Raw genomic sequence first — 21093 nt, forward strand, 5'->3', positions numbered from 1 at the left:
ATATCAAGAGGTAAAATGAATTCGAAGAAATTATATGTTTTAAATTTTGTTAAAGATGGTCGACCTCGCAGAGGTGCCGTAAACTCTAAAGGTGAAATCATAATTCCGCCAAATTTTAATAGAATTGATTACATAGATGATCAAACAGGACTCATTCCGGCTGGAATTATAAAGCCTAACTTTGAACATGCTTTAGATTTACATTGGGGTTATATCGACCAAGTAGGAGAATGGAAGATCAAACCACAGTTTGATGAACTCACAAATTTTCATAATGAATGGGCCTTCGCCAAATCGGAAAAAGAAAAAAAATGGGGAAGAATCGACAAAGCCGGAGCCTGGATAGAAAATCCGACCTATGAAGGACGTGGTATATTTTCCGAAGGTTTGGTTTGGTTAAAAAAAGACATCAATCAGTATGTTTTTCTGGATGAAGCCGCAAAAATTAAATTCACGTTAGAGGGGATTGACGAATTCGGTTTTTCCTTTTCCGAAAAACTTCTGAAGTTCAAAAAACAAAACAAATGGGGATTTATCGATATAAATGGCGCGGTAGCATTAGAACCGAAATGGGATTATGTTGGGCGATTTAAAAAAGGTCTTGCACTTGTATTGGAAGACTCGACATGGAAATATATCGATACGACAGGTCAGATAAAACTGTCTGAACCTTTAGACGAGGCCATTGATTTTAACGACTCAGGTTATGCCGCTGCAAAAAAAGGACGATGGGGTATTCTAGATATGGCAGGGAATTGGACAATCAAACCCCAGTATCAAATCATGATAGTACCAACAAATGATACAATCATTACAAAACTCAAAGGGGAATGGTGTAAATTAAACATACAAGGCGAATTGATTGAAAAAATTCCAGTATCTAAAAAAGTCGAAGGAATAACTCCGTTTGACGAAAACGGTATTGCGGTGGCGTTTTGCGGAGATTACGACCAACTTTTAAATCAGAATTACGAAGTGATTTTCGATACTAAAAAATACAAAGCCAAATAAACATCAGTTCATAAATAATAATTATTTAATATTATAAAATTATTATTATCGATTTAGTTTTAGAGTTGTTGAGAAATTAATTCTCCACCTATTTCCATTGTATTAAAATGGATAATCCAAGCAGTTTTGTTAATCTCCACTATAGAATTTTTCAACAACTCTATTTAACGTGAGCAGGACGTAAAAAACCCATGATTCTGAAAAAAGCTGAAATCTGAATTTTATAGATCGATTTTTAAATGTGGGAACTACTACAAATCACGATTTTACGAACAATTCCTAAAATTGTAGGAACTCATATTTTTAGAAAATTTTTATTCAGCTAAACTCACATTAAAATGGGATTTAAATTCTGATGATGGTCGCAAAACAGCGGTTTTATGCAGAAATCGCATTGGACGATGAGATGAGTCTTTTGGTATTTAACGTGAGTTCGATGTAAGAAAATTGGGGAGAATAATAAACTCAGGTGCTGCTCTCTGTCATAACCTTACCCACAAGTTGAATAGGATTTTAGAATCAAAATTGAACTAAAGCAAAACGCTTTTTGCGAAAGCGTTTGAAACTAAAGCACAACTCTCTCTATGAATCGCGTTTGAAACTAAAGCACAACTCTCTCTATGAATCGCGTTGGAAACTCAACACAACGCTCTCTATGAATCGCGTTGGAAACTCAACACAACGCTCTCTATGAATCGCGTTGTGAGGTGGGAACTCAGTTTTACAGAGGATTTGTCGTAATTCCGACAGATCTATATTGAAATCTAAATACTTGTGGGGTTGGTTAGGCTCTCTACGAATCGCAGCATAATAATTACATTCGTTATGCCCTGCTCACGTTATTTAATAGTAGTTCCCACAATTTTTAAAGCTTAACTGTAAATCCACGATTGTGAGAGTTCCCACAGATTAAGTCGCATTACAAATTTTTAAACATTCATTTTTTTTTGTGATTCGAAGTCGGGTAGTTCCCACATTTATTTTTTATGGAAAAATCAGGTTTTTATAAAATGAATCTCTTAGACCAAACTCACGTTATTTAGGAACTCGATTGGATAGAAATGAGTAAAAGCCGTCTTAAAAATCGGCATATTAAGCAAAAATAAAGTATTTTTGAGCTAAATTCTAAAAAGATAATTTAGCTGCAGTAGCCGAAACCTTACACGTTGATTGAACCTTGTTATGGTCTGGTTTTTTCAAACACCACTAAAAGGATTTGCACCTAAATCCAAAAACTATTTCATAATCAAAAAAACAAGCAAACCCACCACCAAAACCACACCTGCAACGATAATAATTCCAAGGGAACCAACTCCGGAAGAAGTTTCGGCTTTGGTAGTCGAAGCAGAACTTGAAGTTTTAGTTTTTACTTTTGCAAGTCGAACGGGGCGTTCCTCAAACGCCTGCAAAAGAACCCCAGAAGGACCTTTAGCAAAAATATGATATTCTCCTTTTCCGGCGGCGATTCCGATAAACTCACCCACGACGTTTCTTACGTTTCCGTCTTCGTCAATACCGCCTAACGTCTTTGCCATCGCCTTTTCATCCATACTTCCGATAGGCAGCTGAAAATAGAGTCTGTCTCCTTCCGTCAATTCGTCAAAATCAACTCCTCCGACAGGAGCAAGAACCGTCTTAGAAAGAATCACCCTTCCGAAAGGTTTTCTAAACTGATCGATCTGTCTTTGAACAGGAGTTTTTTCCTGGCTTTCAGGAACCTGGCCAATAGAAGGTTCTTCAACAGGGCGATTGACCGCAGGAATAATTCCGGCAAAAACGTTTTTAGCTCTGAATTTTAAACTAGATATAAATTCTACATCCGCCTGAATCCGAACAATATTAACTTTTAATGATGTTTTAATCTGATTCTCTAAAATATTTACGAGACTGGAGGCGTCATTTTTATCCCAGTTCGCATAAGAAGATTCTAATACAGCCTTGGTGAGTTTGGAATACACGATCCTTCCGATGCTATCGGAAAGTCCCGGATCGTATGGTTCCGATTTTGCTGCTTCTACCATATCCAAAGCAAACGCAGCGGAATCTTGAAAACTCCGAATTTTACGGATCAAAGAAGAATTAGAAAATAAGGAAAAAATTTCTATGACTTCGTTTTTATACTTAGTCACTAAAGCAACCACGGCGCCACTTCTATTTTCAATATCGATTCTGATTTTTAAAAGATAGGCGTCTCTAATCTTACCCTGAATTAATTCTACCGCTTGTTCTTCCGTAAGCACAGATTCAAGCGCGAGATTCATAAGATTCGCTTGTTCCTGTAATTTATTGACTTGATTACTCGGTTCCATTCATCCTCGTTCTATGTTTCAGAAGTTAAATTTTGTTCTTTTGCGAACTTCAATCTTTTAGGAATATAATCCTCTTTTAGAGGAATTTCAACTCTCGCAACAGTTTGAGAAACCCCTTTCTTACTGTAAATCGTAAACAAGTGTCTGTCAAATCCACTCTGTGCAACCAGAATTTCCACCATCGTAATTCCAAGCCCGGCCCCTTCTGTTGAATCACCAAACTTCATATAAAACTCGAAAAGATTGTCAAAACCTCTGGAAATCCGGAACTTTTCTCTAACTCTTTTTTCTTCCTGTTCTGTAAGTTGGAAATTATTTAGAATTTTTAAAATGATTCTATCTTGATTAAAACAGAAAGTAACTTTTACTAAAAGATCGTGCTCCTTCATTTTTTCTCTATAAAATGGGAACTTTTTATTGCTCAAGCTGCTATGAAACGTCTCCATTCCTCGAGCGTAATCTTCTGGAGACTCTATATTCAATTTGGATTCTTTGAATAAGATTCGTTTAATCGATGCTTTTGTCGCATTGACAATCAGTTCTTTAGCGGAAGTAAAAAGAAGTTCGGAAAGATCAAGACGACCGTATCGTGCAAGAATCCCGTGAATGATATATCTCAGTTTTTTTTCACCTTTCGGGGTTAAAACGTAAGTAATCAATGAAATAGGAATTTCTTTTAAAATCGCAGAATCGACTTCTATTTGAAAGTGAGCCGGTAAGTCGTCAAAATCCTCCATGAATTAGAGATTCGACGAAATGCTTCCTATTTTCGACGAAAAAAAAAGAATTTTAAAAAAAGTCTTCAAAAAGTGGGAACTTCTAAAATCTCAACCAACGTTCACCAGTCAAATGAATGGTTTTTCCTAAAACCTTAGTATTATTTAACACCGATCAGAATTATAACAATGATTTAACGTGGGTAAAAATCTATCCAAAAGTAATATTCTCGACATCTGGCACTACATAACTTAAGTAAAATATTTCTAGTGAAGTCAAAAAAATAGCCTTAGTCTTTCATCATTGAGAAAAAACCAACTTGAATTTTTAAAACTTTCGCTGGGAAAACGGAATTGTGGGAACTCATACAACACAGACTTTCTTGAAACTTGTAGGAGGAAAGCTACAACATAACACGGAAAAATCAGAAAATTTAAAGTAGACCTTGCATCAAAAACTCCGCCTTGTATTTTCTATTTTGATTAGTGCGCAGCTTAAATTCCAATCTTCAAAAACAAATTATTTTGAAACTAATAAATCCCGAATTAAACCGACTACTTTATCTGCTTTAGGTTCTACCTTATGAATTGAATTTACGATTTTAGAATCCGTTCCCGGAATTTCACCCCCGTGGAATTTCAACTTAAACTCTGTGAATTTCAATCCGTGAGCGGTCGAAATGACTACTACATTCTCACCTTTGGAAATGGTTCCTTTTTGAATTAACTTTTCCAAAGCCGCCAAAGCCACACCCGTATGAGGATCGTTGTATAAACCGAATAAGTCCGCTTTAGAAGCCGCATCGGCTAACTCCGATTCGCTGGCCTGTTCCACAACCCCATTGAACTTTTTAAGAGTTTTAATCGCCTTTTGAATTGAAACCGGATTTCCAATTTGAATCGCGGAAGCAAGAGTCGTTTTTGCAGAAACTGGTTCAAAACTTTCAAAATTCTTTAAGTAAGAAAGATAAAGAGGATTTGCGTGTTCCGCTTGCGCTAAAACGATTCTAGGAAGTTTGTCTATCAGTCCCAAAGAAAACATCATCTCGAAACCAGCGCCTAACGCAGATACGTTTCCTAAATTTCCGCCCGGAATTACGATCCAATCCGGAACCTTCCACCCTAACTGTTGAGTGATTTCCACTGAAATCGTTTTTTGTCCTTCAATCCGTAAAGAATTCATCGAGTTTGCCAGATAAATTCCAGCTTCTCGAGTTACTTCTTTGACTATTTTCATACAACCGTCAAAGTCAGTATCGAGTGCGATCACCTTAGCGCCGTTAGACACCGGTTGAATCAACTGCGCTTGAGACACTTTGCCCGCGGGTAAAAATATAATCGCTGGAATTCCCGCCTTTGCGGCGTAAGACGCTAAAGCGGCGGAAGTATCTCCCGAACTAGCACAAGCCACCGCACGAATCGGAACCCCGGAAGAAATCATCTGTTTTACTTGAGATAATAAAACAGTCATTCCAAGATCTTTAAAAGATCCGGTGTGTGAGATCCCACACTGTTTCACATAAAAACTTCCGAGTCCAAGACTTTCGGTCAATCGATCCGAAGTAAAAAGATGAGTAAGACCTTCGCCTGAAGTTACAATATTTTTATCTTCGATATGAGGAAGAACCCATTCTCTTTTGTTCCAAATTCCGGAGGAATTGGGAAACTTGACAGAACGAAATCTACTATCAAACAGATCCTTCCATTCCTGTCCGGATACAGATTTTAACGCATCTAAATCGTGGGAAACTTGCAAAAGACTTCCGCACTTTTTACATTCATAAATGATTTCGTTTAGATCATATCTGGTTTTACAGGAATCGTTGATACATTCAAATTCAGCTTTGTATCGCGTAAGAGTGGAGATCATATTTTAGATAGAATTCAAAATGTCCTTTTTTTTGGTATCAAATTCTTCTTGAGTGATCAAACCTCCGTCCAAAAGAGACTTCAACTTGGCAAGTCTTGCAGTTGTATCTTCTCCGGCCGACTTCGCTCCGCCTTGATTTTGTCCCATCATATTCGCCATCATTCCCGCCATGTTCATTCCCATTCCGAGACCCATTCCCGCGCTCATTCCTTCTCCTGCAGAACCACCTGGATTGTTGGCCGCGGCTTCTCCAATGTCTAACATTCTCTTTTGCTGATACATGTTTCCCATCGTTTCGATTTCAAATTTATCCGTAAGAACTTTCTGAATCTTCTGAAAGTTAGGATCATTCTGATCGAAATTGATCGATTGGATAAAAAAGTCCACAACCTCAAGACCGTATTTTTGAAAATCAGGTTGAGTTTTAGTTTTTCCGGCGGAAGAAGCTTCTTCGAGATGTTGAGAGATTTGAGTGATCGGAACTCCATTTTTTAATACGACTTCGGAAATAAAATCGCTTAGCCTGGTTACTACCATCGGTTTGAGTAGTTTATCTACACCGTCGTGATCGAATTTATGTTGAGTACCAACTACAGTGTTAACAAAAGACTTAGAATCGATTACTTTTATATTATAATTTCCGAATGCCCTCACTCCCAACGTGATGTGATATTTCGGATCTTCAATCTGAATCGGAGCCGGAGTTCCCCAGGTCATATTGATCACGGACTTGTTTACATAAACCACTTCCGCGGTAAACGGAGTTTGTCCACCAAACGGCAAGTTTACGAGTTTTTCCAAAATGGGGATGTTTCCGGTTTTTAAAGTGTGAGTTCCCGGACCAAATACGTCCAACGCTTTTCCTTCTTTAAAAAAGACCGCTTCCTGACTTTCGTTTACTACGAGCTGACCGAAATAGCTAATATCGTTTCTTGGAAATTTCCAAACGATCTCTCCCGGTTGGCCTTCGTATTTTATTACATCAATCAACGCCATAATTCATTCCTTTATTATATTCAAAATTCCTTATTTGCAAACGAAACTATTCTTTCGATTTCTTTTTAAAAATAAGACCTTTTCCTAAAACTCAAAGTTTCAAGAATAATTCCTTTCTAGACCGAAACGCATTTTCCAATCCGTCCAAAGAAGAACGGATTTCTCCGATTTTATCTCGAATTTCCTGAACGGAAGAATTAGAGTTTATTCCAAGGGTTTGAATTTTAGACCCGACTTCTTCAACTTCCTTAAACAAGGAAAAATCGAATTCCGCTAATTTTTCTAATTCTTCTCGGGTCGCTTTCAAACCGGTTCCCAGTCCGTTCAATCCATATCCAGCGGATTGAATCGTATGGACCAATTTATCGATCAATACGACCGCAATTTCCCCACTTCCAATCAACTCCATTCTTCTTTCTGATACAAAAGTTTCTTCTAATCTTCGGATCGATTCCTTTAAATAAGAAATCTTAGAAGCTAATTCTTTTCTCAACATAGAATCCGCGTTCTGAAATTCGTGATCTTTGAGAGCGTTTGAATAAAGAGGTAGTTTTTCCATAAAACTACGGATCTTTCCTCTTTCCGATCGGTAACGAGAAATTAGATTTTGCACAGGTGATTGTGCTAAAAATTGATCAATTGCATTTTGTCCAGTGGAAGTTTCCTGTTGCATAACTTATAGTTTTACACGATTTAAAATTAGATCAATGAAAAAACGAACCCTTGATATTTCTAAACATACTATATTTGATTGTAAGTTTTTTAAATCGTTTATAAAACGTATTTCACTTTCAGCCGAAAGCAGATTGACCTTGAAAACAATTACAATAAGTTGACTTTCATCAGGAAGCGATTTGTTTATTTTATCTATATCGTTTCCTTTTATAATCAAGGTATCTATAACATAAGATTTTCTATTTTTACAAATCAATGATCTTAAAACTGAAAGTTCTTCTAACTCAAATTTTTAAAAGTAAATCTTTTACCGTCGCAGCTTCTTTCATTTTTCCGTATTTTTTATATTTGACGATCCCACCTAAATACCTTCTTTCAGCAGACCACTACGAAAAATTCATTTTAGGAAAATCCATCTATCTAAGCGCCTTTCAATCGTTAGACGTATTTTATCCGGGATTTGGATTTGATCCAGAACTCAAATTCAGCCTTCTAAAGATGTCTATTGTAAACGGTCATAAGATCATAGCGTTTCCTGTTTCATTAGGAATTCTTTATGCTTTTACCTATCCATTTGGAGGAGTCTACGGAATTTATTTTTTGTCCGCTTTATTGATCGGCGCGGCCTTATACGGAATTGGAAAAGAATATAAGATCCCGGCTTGGCAGATTTTTTTATTCTCCATCTTATCTCCAATCGTTATGAACGGTTACTTGTTTATGGACGTAGGAGTGGGATTATTCCTTTTTGTATTCGGAATTTTTTTCTATCAAAGATCCAAAGAAAAACAATCCATTCCTTTGGGATTATTGGCCGGGTTGTTGTCATCTCTGAGTTATTGGTTTCGTTTAGAATATCTGATTTTTATTGGACTTTATTGGTTTTACGAGGGAATCATTTCTTTTTCGGAAAAATCCAAAAACAAAAGAAGATTTTTTCTGACCTCGGCCATTCTTATACTTTTATTCTTAGTTTATTGTGGATTTAATCAGTGGTTTTTTAATTCTCCCCTAGGACCTAGATACAATGCAAATTACGGATCTGTCGGAAATTCAAACTTATTTAAGAATTTTATAAATTTATTATTTTATGGAAATCTTAAGTTAGGATTATTCGGATATTCTCCTTTTTTATTTTTAGGCGTTTTATTTTTTGTTTTTGTATTGATAAAAAACTGGAAAGATATTTTAGAAAAAGAAAAACCGATTTTAGTTTCTTCAATTGTGGGGATTTTCGTAGCCGCAATCGTAGCGCCTAACGACGGTGGAGCGGAATCCGGATCACGTTATTTAGCTCCGGGTCTTCCGGGGTTATTTGTTCTTACTTCTAAATTTTTTTCGTTTATAAAAATCAAAAAAAAGATTTGGAGAATTCCATTTTATTTACTACTTTTCATTTCTATTCTTCCTACTTGGATCTATTATAAAACTACAAAAGGATTTGCAAAAAATACCAAAGTTGTCCAAGAATTTATTCTCAAAGAACCGAAAGAAAATCTGCTTATTTTCCAAAACGGTTTGATCGGAGGAATGGCGGGAGAAGATCTCTATTTTCAAGGAAGAATATATCAATCCGTCGGAGTAAAAGAACTTTTAGAATTTTTAAAAAAGTTCTCTGTTTCTAAAAATCAAAAGCCTGTTTCTTTCGAATACTTTGCGTATTCTCAGGAATATACAGAAGGAATGAAGGATTTAAAATACGATTCGGATACAAAAGAAGGGATGATCGGCCATCTGAAACAATTCCATTCCAAAGAGATTTCCGACATTACATCCGTTCGGATCGTAAATAAAAAAAAACTCGGGAACATAGAAATTTTTTACGGAATTTATCAGGAGAAATAATATATTTTATACTTTTATAATTTAGAAAAAAAGAATCTATTTTTTAAACCTATAAAAATTCATTATAAACAAATCTGAAAACTTTTAGAAACAGACAGATCTAAATTATACAAAAGTTCGGAAAAGGAAATTCGTTTTATAAAAATCAGATTATCAAACTTCACCTACGGTACATCCCAAAACCTAATTGTAGTTTGTCAGAAATATAAAACTGAAAGAATTTGTTCCTACAAGCGAGTTTAAAAACGTGGCTCTGTTAATTGAGCTTTTTTGGGATAGGTTTTTATATAAGTTATATTAAGGATTATTCAACAAGACGATGATACAAAAAATCAAAGAACAATGGGCAGTATTCATTTTAATCATAACCGTACCAATTCTACATATTGGCATCGGAACGGAAAATACTTATATCGCCGACTCCGCCTTAAAAGCGATGCAGACAGATTCTTTGATTCAAAACAATTTTCAATCCGAAGAGATCAGATATCCCGCAGAAAAATTAGATCCTCTCCACGAAGCATTTTTTCTTCCGGGAACAGGTTTTGCAAAAGAAATCCAAGGAAGATTTATCGGTCAATATCCAGTAGCATTCACCTTTCTTTCATCTTTTTTAAGGCTTATAGGTATCACTTGGAAATGGGTTCCTATGCTCTTATCTTTTTTTATGATCTTTTCTCTTTACCTGCTTTCAAAGAGAAAATTGATCGGTCAAAGAACGATTTTACTGGGCTACTTTGCAACGATACTTTTTGCCTTGTGTCTAGATTTTAGCGAATATTCCATATACTTTCTTTTTAATTCCATAGGATTTTCTTTTTGGCTTAGTTATCGAGATTTGAAAAAATCCAGTGACCTTTATTTGGCTCTTATCTCCTGTTCGATTCCGATTTGGTTTCGATTAGAAACGTTACTCTTTTTAGGAAGTTTAGTACTTTCTGAAATTATAATACACCGAAAAAACATAAAAGATTTAATAAAAGGAATCAATCCTTTAGGAATTCTATTTGGAATTCTTCCAATAATTTTATTTTTTCTTTGGAATTTTTGGGATTACGGACATGTATTAGGTGTAAGATTTATTTTTAACTACGGAATCGAACAAACATCCGTTTTAGACAGGGTTCATCGCTTTTTTTCAATTATATTCGTAAACTATGTAAATGGAGCTCCTAAATTCGGACTGTTTTTTTGTTCTTCATTTTTATTACTTCCGGTTTTATATTATGTTTTTTTTAAAAATGAAAAAGATAAAAAAATCAACTTTCTGCTTTTGGTAATCGTCATAAACACAGTGTTAGTAGGAGTCCTCGCACCTAACGACGGTATTACGATTACAGGAAGATACCTTATACTTACAATTATACCTTTATTGATTCTTTGGGAAATATGGAATCCTCAAATCTCAAAAAGCTGGAAGACTCTTTCTGTAGTTTTAATTATTTTTTCCTTTTTTGTCTCCGGTCTAATTTTAGCAATAATGCAACACGCGATTAAACAGGAAAAAATATATAGAAATTTTTACGCGCAAAACCAAAGTTCCGTTTGGATTTTTACGGATCCACTTCTATGCGGACAAGCCGGATCGGATCATCTTTCTAAAAACATTCTATGTATCAATCCAAAAACAAACCTAGATCGGATTGTAAACAATCTTATAAAGGAACCTTCGATTTCTTCTTTGACTTTATTTGAAATGAGTGAAAAAGAATTTAAAAAATTTGAATATAAAATGCCTATGATTTTACCTTCCAAATCAAAAACCCTTTTAACGGAAAAGTTGAATTTAAATTTTAGGAAAGAAAAATCTTTAGAGTACAAAGGAATCGTTTCCACTCGTTACTATAAACCTTAACTCTTTTCTTTTCATGATTAAAAATCGAAAACGAACTATTTCTCAAAAATTTTAGCAGGTATTTAAAACTCGTTTTTCAATTAACGTAAGTTCGGTCATGATTCATTTTTCTGAAAAAAATTGGGATAAATCCCGGCTTCAGCTTCAGTCAACAAATTACATGAAAAAAACTGAATACAATATAGAACGCGATCCATGGAGAATGAGATGGCTTTAGTTTGAGAAAAGCGTTGCGCTTTAGTTCATTCATCGATCCCTTTCGCGTTATATCGAACTCACATTAAACTATCACTAAAAGCTTTAGATCGATTTTACCAAAAATACAAGTTTGCAAAAGTTGCATCTAACTTCAATTTATTGGCTTTTTGAAAAAGACCTCACATTTTGAGTTTTGAGACAAGTTCATCATAAGTATTATTTTTATGCGCCTGAGAAGCAAACAACAGAAAAACAAAATATTATATAAAAACAATATACTATTAAATCAAAAAGATATGAATAGAATTATTAAAAAATAAATTTTTCATCTGTTTCTATTTTCTGGAAGCAGTTTTATTAACCGATACTATGGAATCTTTCAATAACTTTAATATTTTCTACTAATCTCTATAAAATTGAGCACCGTTAATTTTATCACAAAACACTGATCCCATGTAAAATATTAGGTACTTTATTATATAATTATGAGTAATAAAAATTCCACGGAAAATAATTACTTTAGAGACATGTTAAATTCAGAATTTATTTGATAAAGGCTTTTAAAAAAAAGCTAAGTTCTTTAAAAAATCCTGTTTTTTGAATATACTTTTTAAAAATAAGGATAAAAATCAGAATCTGCGTCTATCGTTCATTTTTTTCAGAGAAGATTTATAGTGAGTAGAACTGAATTCACAAAATAGGATATTCCATACTCTTTTAAAAGAATTTATGAATATTTTGTAACAAAACTGTATTCTTTAGAACTTAAGGCCGATCAAAATTGTATTAAACATCAGTAACCACTTAACGTTTATACGTTTTCTTGGCACTGAATTTGATTCAGTCAAGTAAGTAGAATGTTGGAAAAAAATCCAATTTTATAAACGATGAAACTTAAAAACTCGTTCTTAAAACATTCAATCCGATCTTTACCTTTAATTTTTCTGATGGGATCCATTTTTTACGCAACGTATTATACAATACCTAAATCTTCTTTCGCCTCCGATAGTCTTGTTAAAGTTCTTCAGACAAAAGGTTGGATCGAATCGAACTTTCAGTCTCAAGAAATCTATTATTTAGGAAAAAGATTAGACCCTAATTTTAATTTTTTATTGGTTCAAACGATTGTTTCTGCAAAAGGAGAAAAGATTGGACCTTTTCCATTTGCAAACACTTTGATCGCTACACCTTTTGTTTGGATCGGACATCCGGAATGGATTTTATATTTATCAGCGTTTCTTTTCGGTTTATACTTAATCATTTTATATATGATTTCAAAAAAATGGATCATACCAATTGTCGCAATGATTTCGACTCCTTTGTTTCATCACTTTATTTCATTTTCAGACGTTTCTATTGCTGCCACACTGGTTTTGTTGGGAATTTTAATTCTACAAAATAAGAAATCGCTCTTTTTGAAAAATCATTCCGCGCAGGTTTTTCTTTCTGGAATTTTATTAGGTATAGCTTGTTGGTATAGGCAAGAAGTGTTTGTATTAACTTCGTGTTTGATTTTCTTCACGTTCACAATTAAAATTTTTTCAAAAAAAGAAAAACTCATTCAAAAGTCGAGACGGATTCTACCGTTTTTAAATGGGTTTCTACTGATTTTTAGTATATTCATATTTTATAATTTTTTAAATTATGGATTTTTATTAGGCCCTCGCATCATTTTGAATAAAACAATTGCAAATTTCGATTTAACAAACAAGATGTCAGACATTCAAAGTCTACTTTTTGCGGGAAATGGACGTTTGGGGTTTTTGGGATATTCTCCTTGGTATTTTTTTATCGTTTTGTTTTTTATATGGAAATGGAAAAAAACGAGCCAATACGTTAAAATTTGGATACTCACTTTTGTTTCGAACTTAGTTTTAGTCAGTATATTTACTCCCAACAATTCCAACATAGATTGGGGATCTCGGTATTTAACCTGTAGCGTTTTTATTCCACTTTTACTTTTAAGTAAAATCAAAATTTCGATGAACACTTTCTGGTTCTTTAGAAAAAATTCGAAGTTAAAAAATATTCACAAAAACAACTCAAAACCACCCAGAAGCATAAGAATAAAAGAAAATTATAAAAAATTAATATTTTTTGGATTTCTAATTTTGATTCTATATTCTATCAGCGTTAATTTTAAAATGATTCAATTAATGAGAAAAATTTCAATTCAACTTTCCGAAATTCAGTCGGAAATTCCTTGGGACAATTCTAAAATTTTCATCACGTCAAAAAGCAACATTGCCAACACGTTCGGACTCAATTATCTTTCTCAAACAATTCTTATGATCAAAAAGCAGAGGGATTTGATACAAATTTTACAATCACACCCTAATGAAAGTTTCATTTTGATCGAGGATAAATTGGATAAACCTTGGTCAGAATCGATTAGAAATCAATTTACAAACAAACTGAAAATCACTATAATTAAAAATCCTAAAGTATATTTTCGTTTCACGGAAATACAATCCCGCTAAAACATCTTTTTCGATTTGCCACGTTCAAGAAGATTTCTAAACATTGTCTTACGTTCTTATGAAAAGTATCGTAATACAAGAAAATACGAGAAAATATCTACGCGTTATTCTCCCTATATTTCTATCTTTATTTACAATTCTTCTAATACGAATTTTTTTATTTCAAATCTACTTCATCTCAGGTTATTCTATGGCTCCTTCCTACAAAGAAGGAGATTTAATTTTAGTTACCAAATTCGGATTCCCGACCCGCATCGGAAAATGGGAAATATCTTTTATTGAAAGTAAAGTGAATCGTTTTGACGTTCTCGTTTTGGATGGACTTGAAGAAGAATTAAGTTTAAAAAGAGTCGTAGGATTACCAGGCGATTATTTTCGTTTTGAGAACGATCGGATTCTAATCAACGATTCTCCTTTGCAAGAGACATTTTTAAAACCTGGGTTTAAAACCATAGCACCCTCTCTTTCCATGATTCCTATGACTGCAGCCAAAGGAAACGTTCCGATCGGAGATACTGGTAGAATACCTCCGGGCTACTTTTTAATGTTAGGCGATAACCGCGAGAACTCGACGGATTCCAGGAACTACGGTTTGGTTCCATTCCAAAAATTACGAGGTAGAGTTTGGATTTTTTTATAAATCTCAGCCCGAATGATTGTTTTTTTCAATATTGGAATTATTGAAAAATTCATTCTCTATCTGTTTCCGTTGTATTAAAATGGACAATTACTCGGACACATGAAAAGAAAATTATACTGCACCTGTTTCAAAACTTAGAATGCGAGATCTTTTCAAAAAAGCCAACAATTTTAGATTGGGTGTAATTTCGCGAAGACTTCTGTATCTTTAACGTGAGTTTGACGTAAGAAAAAATTTTCTAAAAGTATGAATTCCTACAATTTTAGAATTTGTTCGTAAAATCGTGATTTGTAGTAGTTCCCACATCCATTTTACAGACAAACCTAAGTTTTGTGGTAGTTCCCACATTTAAAGAATCAATCTGTAAAGTTCAGATTCCAACTTTTTTCAGAATTATAAAGTTCCTTACGCCCTGCTCACATTATTTAACGTGAGTTCGGCGTTAGAAAATGAGAAAGAATTTTCTAAAAGTGGTAGTTCCCACATCCATTTTTTCGCCGTAAAACAAAATTTTAGGGAACAACCGAACTCACTTGAACAAACGCGAAAGGGATCGATGCGAGGAAAACTAAAGCAGAACGCTCACTATAAATCGCGTTCTAAATTGAAACTCAAGGTAAAATATTATATTACGTTTCCTGTATGCAATTTATTGACCAGAGCGATGAGCCCGGTCCGGCTTGCCTGTGGCAAGCTGGATTCGCCCAAATCTTCAACAATCGAATTCACGTTATTCAAATAAATTTCATAATTTTGAATATTCAAAAATCAGATATTATTTTTATATGAACTTTCTGTTTTAATTTTGAGCTTCAAAATTCCTTTTTAAAAACCTCAAAATAATTTCTAGTCTCATTCGGAATAATAGAAGGATAAGGTCCAAACCCTGGATTATTCTGATTCGGGTTATACTGACCTTTATCTTCCTTTTTATTTTTGTCTGGTTGAGGACTTATCAAGGTGCTAAATAGAAGTTCAAAATTTGCGACGTTTAAAGTAGAATCTTCTAAAGTGATTTCCACTAAAAAATGATTACCGGAACTAGTATAATCGAATTCATAAAAGAAAACCGGATCGGCATAAGCCGAAAAAATCGGTGCGATCTTTTTATCTTTTTTATCACTTCTATAAATCTGAACTAAGAAAGAATGAGCAGAATCATCATGCGCTAAACCAATTCCTAATTTGTATTTTTGAATTCCTTCTTCTTGGATAAAAGGAAGATGAATTTTATAAATAACTGAATTTCCTTTAAAAACGGCTCCGTTGAATTGATGTTTTTTATCTATATTATAACCGGAATCTCTCAGATTTCTTCTGACTTCTTCCAAGTAAGACTTGAGTTCCTTTTTTACTTCAAAGTTTTTTCCGGAAACGGAAGTACCAGCGGGTGTTTTATCCTGAGAAGACAGTGAGACCGGAAAATAAAAAATCGTGAAAAGAAGCACTGAGGTGGAAAGTTCGATTAATTTGTAAATGGACCCGTTCATTTGATTCTCTTTCTAAGTAGTGTAATCGAGCTAACGCTTGATGAAAAGATTTTTTTATTCATCCGACAATTCCTTTTGTTTTTTTACGATTCGCCGACAAATAAAACAGATATTACTTCGGTGGAATTTCATGAAATTTAAGATTTTTGTTTTTGTTATTTTATTTTTAATCAACTGCGTTTCGAACTCTAAGTATGAAACTCTTCTTAAATCTTATGAAGAATCAAAATTAGAAAACCAGAGAATTCTAGGTGAAAAAGGGGATCTTTCCCGCTCTTTGGAAGAATTAAAACGAATCCAAGAAGAATCGGATCAGAGAATCCAGGAATACAAGGCACTCATGTCCACGTTCCGTTTCTTAATCGACGCGGGTAAACTTAAGATTAAAATCATAGACGGAAGAATGGTAGTAGTCTTATCTTCGGATATTTTATTTCCGATCGGTTCCGCATACCTATCCCCTTCTGGAACTGCCGCCATTAAAGAAGTGACCACGTTACTCGCTTCTTTAGAAGGAAAACGTTTTCAAATAGAAGGACATACGGACGATACTCCTACGGGTATTAAAGGTTATACGAATTGGGAATTAGCTTCATCAAGAGCGCTTAATGTTCTTCATACTATGATCAAAGCTGGAATGCCTGAAGTGAGGATCAGCGCGGCAAGCATGGGAGCGTCTAGACCTGCCCTTCCAAATACTTCTCCGGAAAATAGATCTGCCAATAGAAGAATTGAAATCGTAATCGTTCCAGATCTAAGCAATCTTCCTGGAATGGAGGAGTTGCAAAAGTATTCAAACTAAAGTTTAAAATCGATCCTACTAACGTGAATAAACGCGAAAGGGATCGATGAATGAACTAAAGCACAACGCTGCCTGTGGCAAGCCGGATTCGCCCTAATTTTATTACGCCGAACTCACGTTAATTCTAAGATAAAGACTTTTCAATAAATATTTAAAATATTATTATATTTTAAAATTATGTAAATGTATAAGCCCAACAAATTAATAAAAGCTGCAACGGAAGTCTTAAAAATAAAACCCATTTAGGAGGATCGGTTTTTCTTCTGGATTGATAGTGATAAAAATTCGCAGGGAACACGACAATCAAAAGAAGAATCACTCCCCAAGCTCCGAACGATCTAGTATCAGAAAGAGTTAACATAGCTCCGAGTCCGATTTCAATCAAACCGCTTAGATAAACTACGAACTTAGGATAAGGAATATAAGGAGGTATGATTCTTAAATAAAATCTAGGTAATATAAAATGAAGAACTCCCGCGGCAATATAAAAGGCCGTCATGAAATATAAACTGATAACCTTTAAATCGGACATAAAAAATTTCCTTTTTTTAATTTAGAACTTTTTTCAAAACCTCAAAAGAAATCATGAATGTGAAACTTAAATCTTTCTCACAAATTACGCTTCTTGAGTAATTTATAAACTTTTGAATAATAGAGTTGTCGAAAAAATCAATATCCACTCTAACAAAAAGTCGTTTCACTGATTCCTACATAATAGAATATCCAAAAACCTGTCTCTAAACGGAAATCTATTTCAAATTTTATGATATTCTTTATATAGTTCTGAGTTATGGAAGAAAATCCATTTTTCAATAACTCTAATGTTCAAAATTGTAAAAGTTCCCACATTGGACGATTTTTGTACAAACTCTAATTCCAAAACTTTCATATTCTTTCCAAAGGAATTGAAACTTACTTTTACACTTTTTAAAGTTTTAAGACAAGTTAAAAATAGAACAATCAGTCATCTTAAAAATATTTTTGAACATTACGAATCTTTTGAAAACCAGTAGAATGAATCTTTAAACTCATCAAAAACTTAATTTCTACGATTCTGGATCGACTTATTTTTCTTATTCACAATTTCTTCCCATTTCTCTTTTAACCAAACTCTAGATTCAACCGTTTTGCCATCCGCAAATTTTACGAAATAAGGTTTTCCGGATACGCTGGATTTGGAACCTATATGGTCTATAAATTCCTGAATTGTATGAATTTTTCCATCGACGGCCTTTAGCTTTCTTTCCATGTGTTCTCTGGCTTCCTTGGGATCGTGTTCAGAACCGTTTCGAATGAATTTACATTCACAAGATTCAAGAACGTTCATCAGAGAATTTAAATCGTTTCTAAAACTAGAATCATTTTCAGAAGCAATGGATATACAAAACAGAAAAATAGATAAAAATATTAATTTGATCATATTCCTTCAATTTTTAAATCTATTATTACTTTTACAAATTTAAATATTATAAAAAACTAAAATTTTACCGAATTAAACAAGGTAGATGCAAAGTTCTAAGCTCATAAGCATATCCGTTATTTTTAAAAAGAAGTCAACAAACAAAAATCAAAACTTAAAAAACCAAATCAAGAATTTCGTTGTCATCAAATCTTTGTTTTGAGATAAGCTGTAAATCTTTTGAAACACAGTAATAAGCTCACTACTTAAAACTATAAAATTCAAGTGCACAGTATGTTGCGCTGAAACAGAACTTTTATGATAAAAATTCTCAGCACCGATCAGCAAACTTAAATTTTTGCACAAATTTTCATTTGAATGAACATTGTCAAATTATCACGAAAACGTATGAGAATGGTATCTAACGTAAGCAGCGCGTAAGAAAACCGGGGCGAATCCGGCTTGCCGCAGACAAGCCGGACCGGGCTCTTCGCTCTGGTCAAGTTATTGTAAAATTTCAGAACCAGATTCAATTTTTATAAAATACCAATAACTTGACCTAAAACGCGATCCATAGAGAGCGTTTTACTGAGTTTCCAACGCGATCCATAGAGAGCGTTTTACTGAGTTTCCAACGCGATCCATAGAGAGCGTTTTACTGAGTTTCCAACGCGATCCATAGAGAGCGTTTTACTGAGTTTCCAACGCGATCCATAGAGAGCGTTTTACTGAGTTTCCAACGCGATCCATAGAGAGCGTTTTACTGAGTTTCCAACGCGATCCATAGAGAGCGTTTTACTGAGTTTCCAACGCGATTCATAGAGAGCGTTGTGTTGAGTTTCCAACGCGATTCATAGAGAGCGTTGTGTTGAGTTTCCAACGCGCCTCATAGGAAGCGTTGTATGAGTTCATTCATTGATCCCTTTCGCATTCATTCACGTTATTTAAAAGTAACGGTGGATTTTTGTGAAAATTTAGTATTTTTACAGATTCTGTTTAATCCTAAATTTACATTTTTTTGTAGAGATCCTGCATTCTAACTTTTTGAACAAACTCATAGTATCATTTTCATATGCAATCGTAATAAAAATTCATTAGAATTGTTAAAAATTCCATAGTGGAAGATTGACAAAACGCTTCAATCGATCGTTTCCATACAACGAAAACCGATGAGGAATTCATTTTTCAACAACTCTATTTTATAAGTTCCTTATTTTCACCTTTAAAAACGGACAAAAAGTATTCTAAATTATTTTTGGAATCATTTCAAAAGTATAACTAAAAATATGGTTTAGAGATTGTTATCAGAACTATAAAATAAAATACTATTAGGGCCTAAACAGAAATTCAATTTAAAATACATATCGTTTTTATATAGAGAAATAAATGAGAAAGTAATTGGATAGCAGGCAAAATAAACATAAATAGAAAATTATTTTTTTATTTTATACAGACGCAAAGTAATTAATCTGGTGGAAGGAGGTTAAAATGAAATCCAGTATAATCAAAAATTTGAATTTAGTATTTGCCCTACTCGTTTTATTTTCGTGTAAGGATGATAGAATTAAAATAAGCAATCTAGGTGTAATCGACAAAGATAAGAAGAATCAAACAGCCTTTGTTCTTCAACCGGAAAAACTACTCGTGATGGTGCGAACCGATTCGGACCTGGATGGGAAAACGGATCTTTGGACCTGGGTACGTGGAGACGATAAGGATCCAAAAACCAGCTTAGTTCTATTTGAAGAACTCATTCGCAAGGGAAATCATAGCCGCACTTGGTACGGCCCCGGAAATCGAAAATTAATCGAACAAAACGATTTAGACGAAAATGGAACTTGGGAATCCATGGTATACTATAATGCATCTGCAACTCCCAAAGAAACAATGAGAATTGTAGCACATGTAGAAGTAGATCTTTATGGAAAAGGCAAACCAAGTTTATGGATTTTCCCGGAAGCTCGGATGGAGTTAGATTCAAACGAAGACGGAAAACCGGATCAAATATTGACCAATCAAGATCGTATGTTAGAAAATTTCGCTCAGCTTCAAAAAGGAAAACAAATTCAGCAGAAAGATTTCAGTCCGATGCCTGCAAGTGGTTCTTGGATCCTAAATTCGAATCAAATCACGAACCCTCGCTATCAAGCATTGATTCGTCAAAGCCTCTTCCCGGTAAATTAAAGTTGAATAACGTGAGTTCATGTAAGAAAGTATTTAAATAAAAAACAGGACCACGTTTTCAGTTCTTATCAATCAATAGAAATCGAGTATATTCTAATTCTCTAAAATGTATTTTGAAGGATTAAAAGGGGGAAAAATCCCCCTGAGCGGAGCCAAGGTCTCCGCTCACCCCTTACCGGGCTATTTTTTCGCCTTCAAAAAGCCCGGACCCAAAACGCGACCCTTAGGAAAGCGTTTTGCTGAGTTCTTGAACGCAACCCTGTCGAGCGACCGTAGAAGCGAGACGCTGAGTTTCAGGAGAGCGTTGTGCTTTAGTTTTCAACGCGATCCATAGAGAGCGTTGCATGAGTTTTTCCTAATTTTGGGTGGCAACTCAATGAATTGCTTCCCAAGGTCGCAATTCAGGAGGAAAGACTTGGGGGATTTTTCTCTATCAGAAAAACATACTTTTTGCAAGTAAAAAACCTCATTCTTGTTGGAACACTTGAAAATGTGCGTTTTTGATCCTAAAACGCGACCCTGTCGAGCGACCGTAGAAGCGAGACGCTGAGTTTCAGGAAAGCGTTTTACTGAGTTCTTGAACGCGACCTGCAGAGCAATACATTGAGTTTGAGGAGAGCGTT

General features: G+C 34.4%; 17 protein-coding genes. 7 read left to right on the forward strand and 10 right to left on the reverse strand.

The window, feature by feature from the left end:
* Window positions 1–15: 15 nt before the first annotated feature.
* Window positions 16–1011, forward strand: a complete 996-nt coding sequence (locus LEP1GSC049_RS219005) for a WG repeat-containing protein (RefSeq protein WP_016560646.1) — start codon at window positions 16–18, stop codon at window positions 1009–1011.
* 1235 nt (window positions 1012–2246) lie between these two features.
* Here the strand turns inward: LEP1GSC049_RS219005 and LEP1GSC049_RS219000 are convergent.
* The 6 genes from LEP1GSC049_RS219000 to LEP1GSC049_RS2000000228680 all read right to left on the reverse strand — a co-directional run bounded on the left by LEP1GSC049_RS219000 (window position 2247) and on the right by LEP1GSC049_RS2000000228680 (window position 7794).
* Entirely contained in the window at window positions 2247–3320 is a 1074-nt protein-coding gene (locus tag LEP1GSC049_RS219000; RefSeq protein WP_004759496.1) for an LIC10486 family protein, read from the reverse strand.
* An 11-nt stretch (window positions 3321–3331) separates the two neighbouring features.
* A complete protein-coding gene (locus LEP1GSC049_RS218995) occupies window positions 3332–4057 on the reverse strand; it encodes a hypothetical protein (protein WP_004754459.1) in 726 nt (241 codons plus the stop codon).
* Window positions 4058–4556: 499 nt separating this feature from the next.
* Complete coding sequence (gene thrC / locus LEP1GSC049_RS218990; RefSeq protein ID WP_004754438.1) at window positions 4557–5906, reverse strand: threonine synthase; 1350 nt, start codon at window positions 5904–5906, stop codon at window positions 4557–4559.
* A 3-nt stretch (window positions 5907–5909) separates the two neighbouring features.
* Window positions 5910–6902 (reverse strand): SPFH domain-containing protein, encoded by a 993-nt coding sequence (locus LEP1GSC049_RS218985; protein ID WP_004753730.1) that lies wholly within the window; start codon window positions 6900–6902, stop codon window positions 5910–5912.
* A gap of 91 nt (window positions 6903–6993) precedes the next feature.
* On the reverse strand, window positions 6994–7575 hold the full coding sequence (locus LEP1GSC049_RS218980; RefSeq protein WP_004759503.1) for an LIMLP_15305 family protein: 582 nt from the start codon (window positions 7573–7575) through the stop codon (window positions 6994–6996).
* Between the two features lie 3 nt (window positions 7576–7578).
* Window positions 7579–7794 (reverse strand): hypothetical protein, encoded by a 216-nt coding sequence (locus LEP1GSC049_RS2000000228680; protein WP_004759504.1) that lies wholly within the window; start codon window positions 7792–7794, stop codon window positions 7579–7581.
* Between the two features lie 38 nt (window positions 7795–7832).
* On the opposite strand from LEP1GSC049_RS2000000228680, the gene LEP1GSC049_RS218970 reads away from it, so the two are divergent.
* The 4 genes from LEP1GSC049_RS218970 (at window position 7833) to lepB (ending at window position 14595) form a co-directional block, all read left to right on the forward strand.
* Window positions 7833–9422: an LA_3751/LA_3752 family putative glycosyltransferase gene (locus tag LEP1GSC049_RS218970; RefSeq protein ID WP_016560658.1), complete on the forward strand. Its 1590-nt coding sequence runs from the start codon at window positions 7833–7835 to the stop codon at window positions 9420–9422.
* Between the two features lie 319 nt (window positions 9423–9741).
* Window positions 9742–11277, forward strand: a complete 1536-nt coding sequence (locus LEP1GSC049_RS218965; RefSeq protein ID WP_004755075.1) for an LA_3751/LA_3752 family putative glycosyltransferase — start codon at window positions 9742–9744, stop codon at window positions 11275–11277.
* A 1085-nt stretch (window positions 11278–12362) separates the two neighbouring features.
* On the forward strand, window positions 12363–13955 hold the full coding sequence (locus LEP1GSC049_RS218960; protein WP_016560610.1) for an LA_3751/LA_3752 family putative glycosyltransferase: 1593 nt from the start codon (window positions 12363–12365) through the stop codon (window positions 13953–13955).
* A 43-nt stretch (window positions 13956–13998) separates the two neighbouring features.
* Window positions 13999–14595 carry a signal peptidase I gene (gene lepB / locus LEP1GSC049_RS218955; RefSeq protein ID WP_004759525.1) on the forward strand — a complete coding sequence of 199 codons (597 nt, stop codon included), beginning with the start codon at window positions 13999–14001 and terminating at the stop codon, window positions 14593–14595.
* Between the two features lie 812 nt (window positions 14596–15407).
* Here lepB and LEP1GSC049_RS218950 read toward each other — a convergent pair.
* Window positions 15408–16085, reverse strand: a complete 678-nt coding sequence (locus LEP1GSC049_RS218950) for a hypothetical protein (RefSeq protein WP_004759475.1) — start codon at window positions 16083–16085, stop codon at window positions 15408–15410.
* A 130-nt stretch (window positions 16086–16215) separates the two neighbouring features.
* Between LEP1GSC049_RS218950 and LEP1GSC049_RS218945 the strand changes: the two genes are divergently transcribed.
* Window positions 16216–16887, forward strand: a complete 672-nt coding sequence (locus tag LEP1GSC049_RS218945; protein ID WP_016560559.1) for an OmpA/MotB family protein — start codon at window positions 16216–16218, stop codon at window positions 16885–16887.
* Window positions 16888–17062: 175 nt separating this feature from the next.
* Here the strand turns inward: LEP1GSC049_RS218945 and LEP1GSC049_RS218940 are convergent, their stop codons facing one another.
* Together LEP1GSC049_RS218940 and LEP1GSC049_RS0205350 are read right to left on the reverse strand one after the other, a co-directional pair.
* Entirely contained in the window at window positions 17063–17419 is a 357-nt protein-coding gene (locus tag LEP1GSC049_RS218940; RefSeq protein ID WP_004755073.1) for a DoxX family protein, read from the reverse strand.
* A gap of 507 nt (window positions 17420–17926) precedes the next feature.
* Window positions 17927–18307: a YfeK family protein gene (locus LEP1GSC049_RS0205350; protein WP_016748183.1), complete on the reverse strand. Its 381-nt coding sequence runs from the start codon at window positions 18305–18307 to the stop codon at window positions 17927–17929.
* Between the two features lie 1467 nt (window positions 18308–19774).
* Here LEP1GSC049_RS0205350 and lsa25.6 point away from each other — a divergent pair.
* Entirely contained in the window at window positions 19775–20470 is a 696-nt protein-coding gene (lsa25.6, locus tag LEP1GSC049_RS218935) for an adhesin Lsa25.6 (protein WP_004755014.1), read from the forward strand.
* A gap of 223 nt (window positions 20471–20693) precedes the next feature.
* Here the strand turns inward: lsa25.6 and LEP1GSC049_RS2000000228920 are convergent, their stop codons facing one another.
* Window positions 20694–20816, reverse strand: a complete 123-nt coding sequence (locus LEP1GSC049_RS2000000228920) for a hypothetical protein (RefSeq protein WP_016560617.1) — start codon at window positions 20814–20816, stop codon at window positions 20694–20696.
* Window positions 20817–21093: the final 277 nt, after the last annotated feature.

Source organism: Leptospira kirschneri serovar Cynopteri str. 3522 CT (assembly GCF_000243695.2).
GTDB classification, from domain to species: domain Bacteria; phylum Spirochaetota; class Leptospiria; order Leptospirales; family Leptospiraceae; genus Leptospira; species Leptospira kirschneri.

Coding starts and splice junctions, on each gene's coding strand:
- LEP1GSC049_RS219005 (WP_016560646.1), top strand. CDS start 16: ATGAATTCGAAGAAATTATATGTTTTAAATTTTGTTAAAGATGGTCGA.
- LEP1GSC049_RS219000 (WP_004759496.1), bottom strand. CDS start 3,320: ATGGAACCGAGTAATCAAGTCAATAAATTACAGGAACAAGCGAATCTT.
- LEP1GSC049_RS218995 (WP_004754459.1), bottom strand. CDS start 4,057: ATGGAGGATTTTGACGACTTACCGGCTCACTTTCAAATAGAAGTCGAT.
- thrC (WP_004754438.1), bottom strand. CDS start 5,906: ATGATCTCCACTCTTACGCGATACAAAGCTGAATTTGAATGTATCAAC.
- LEP1GSC049_RS218985 (WP_004753730.1), bottom strand. CDS start 6,902: ATGGCGTTGATTGATGTAATAAAATACGAAGGCCAACCGGGAGAGATC.
- LEP1GSC049_RS218980 (WP_004759503.1), bottom strand. CDS start 7,575: ATGCAACAGGAAACTTCCACTGGACAAAATGCAATTGATCAATTTTTA.
- LEP1GSC049_RS218970 (WP_016560658.1), top strand. CDS start 7,833: ATGATCTTAAAACTGAAAGTTCTTCTAACTCAAATTTTTAAAAGTAAA.
- LEP1GSC049_RS218965 (WP_004755075.1), top strand. CDS start 9,742: ATGATACAAAAAATCAAAGAACAATGGGCAGTATTCATTTTAATCATA.
- LEP1GSC049_RS218960 (WP_016560610.1), top strand. CDS start 12,363: ATGAAACTTAAAAACTCGTTCTTAAAACATTCAATCCGATCTTTACCT.
- LEP1GSC049_RS218950 (WP_004759475.1), bottom strand. CDS start 16,085: ATGAACGGGTCCATTTACAAATTAATCGAACTTTCCACCTCAGTGCTT.
- LEP1GSC049_RS218945 (WP_016560559.1), top strand. CDS start 16,216: ATGAAATTTAAGATTTTTGTTTTTGTTATTTTATTTTTAATCAACTGC.
- LEP1GSC049_RS218940 (WP_004755073.1), bottom strand. CDS start 17,419: ATGTCCGATTTAAAGGTTATCAGTTTATATTTCATGACGGCCTTTTAT.
- LEP1GSC049_RS0205350 (WP_016748183.1), bottom strand. CDS start 18,307: ATGATCAAATTAATATTTTTATCTATTTTTCTGTTTTGTATATCCATT.
- lsa25.6 (WP_004755014.1), top strand. CDS start 19,775: ATGAAATCCAGTATAATCAAAAATTTGAATTTAGTATTTGCCCTACTC.
- LEP1GSC049_RS2000000228920 (WP_016560617.1), bottom strand. CDS start 20,816: ATGCAACGCTCTCTATGGATCGCGTTGAAAACTAAAGCACAACGCTCT.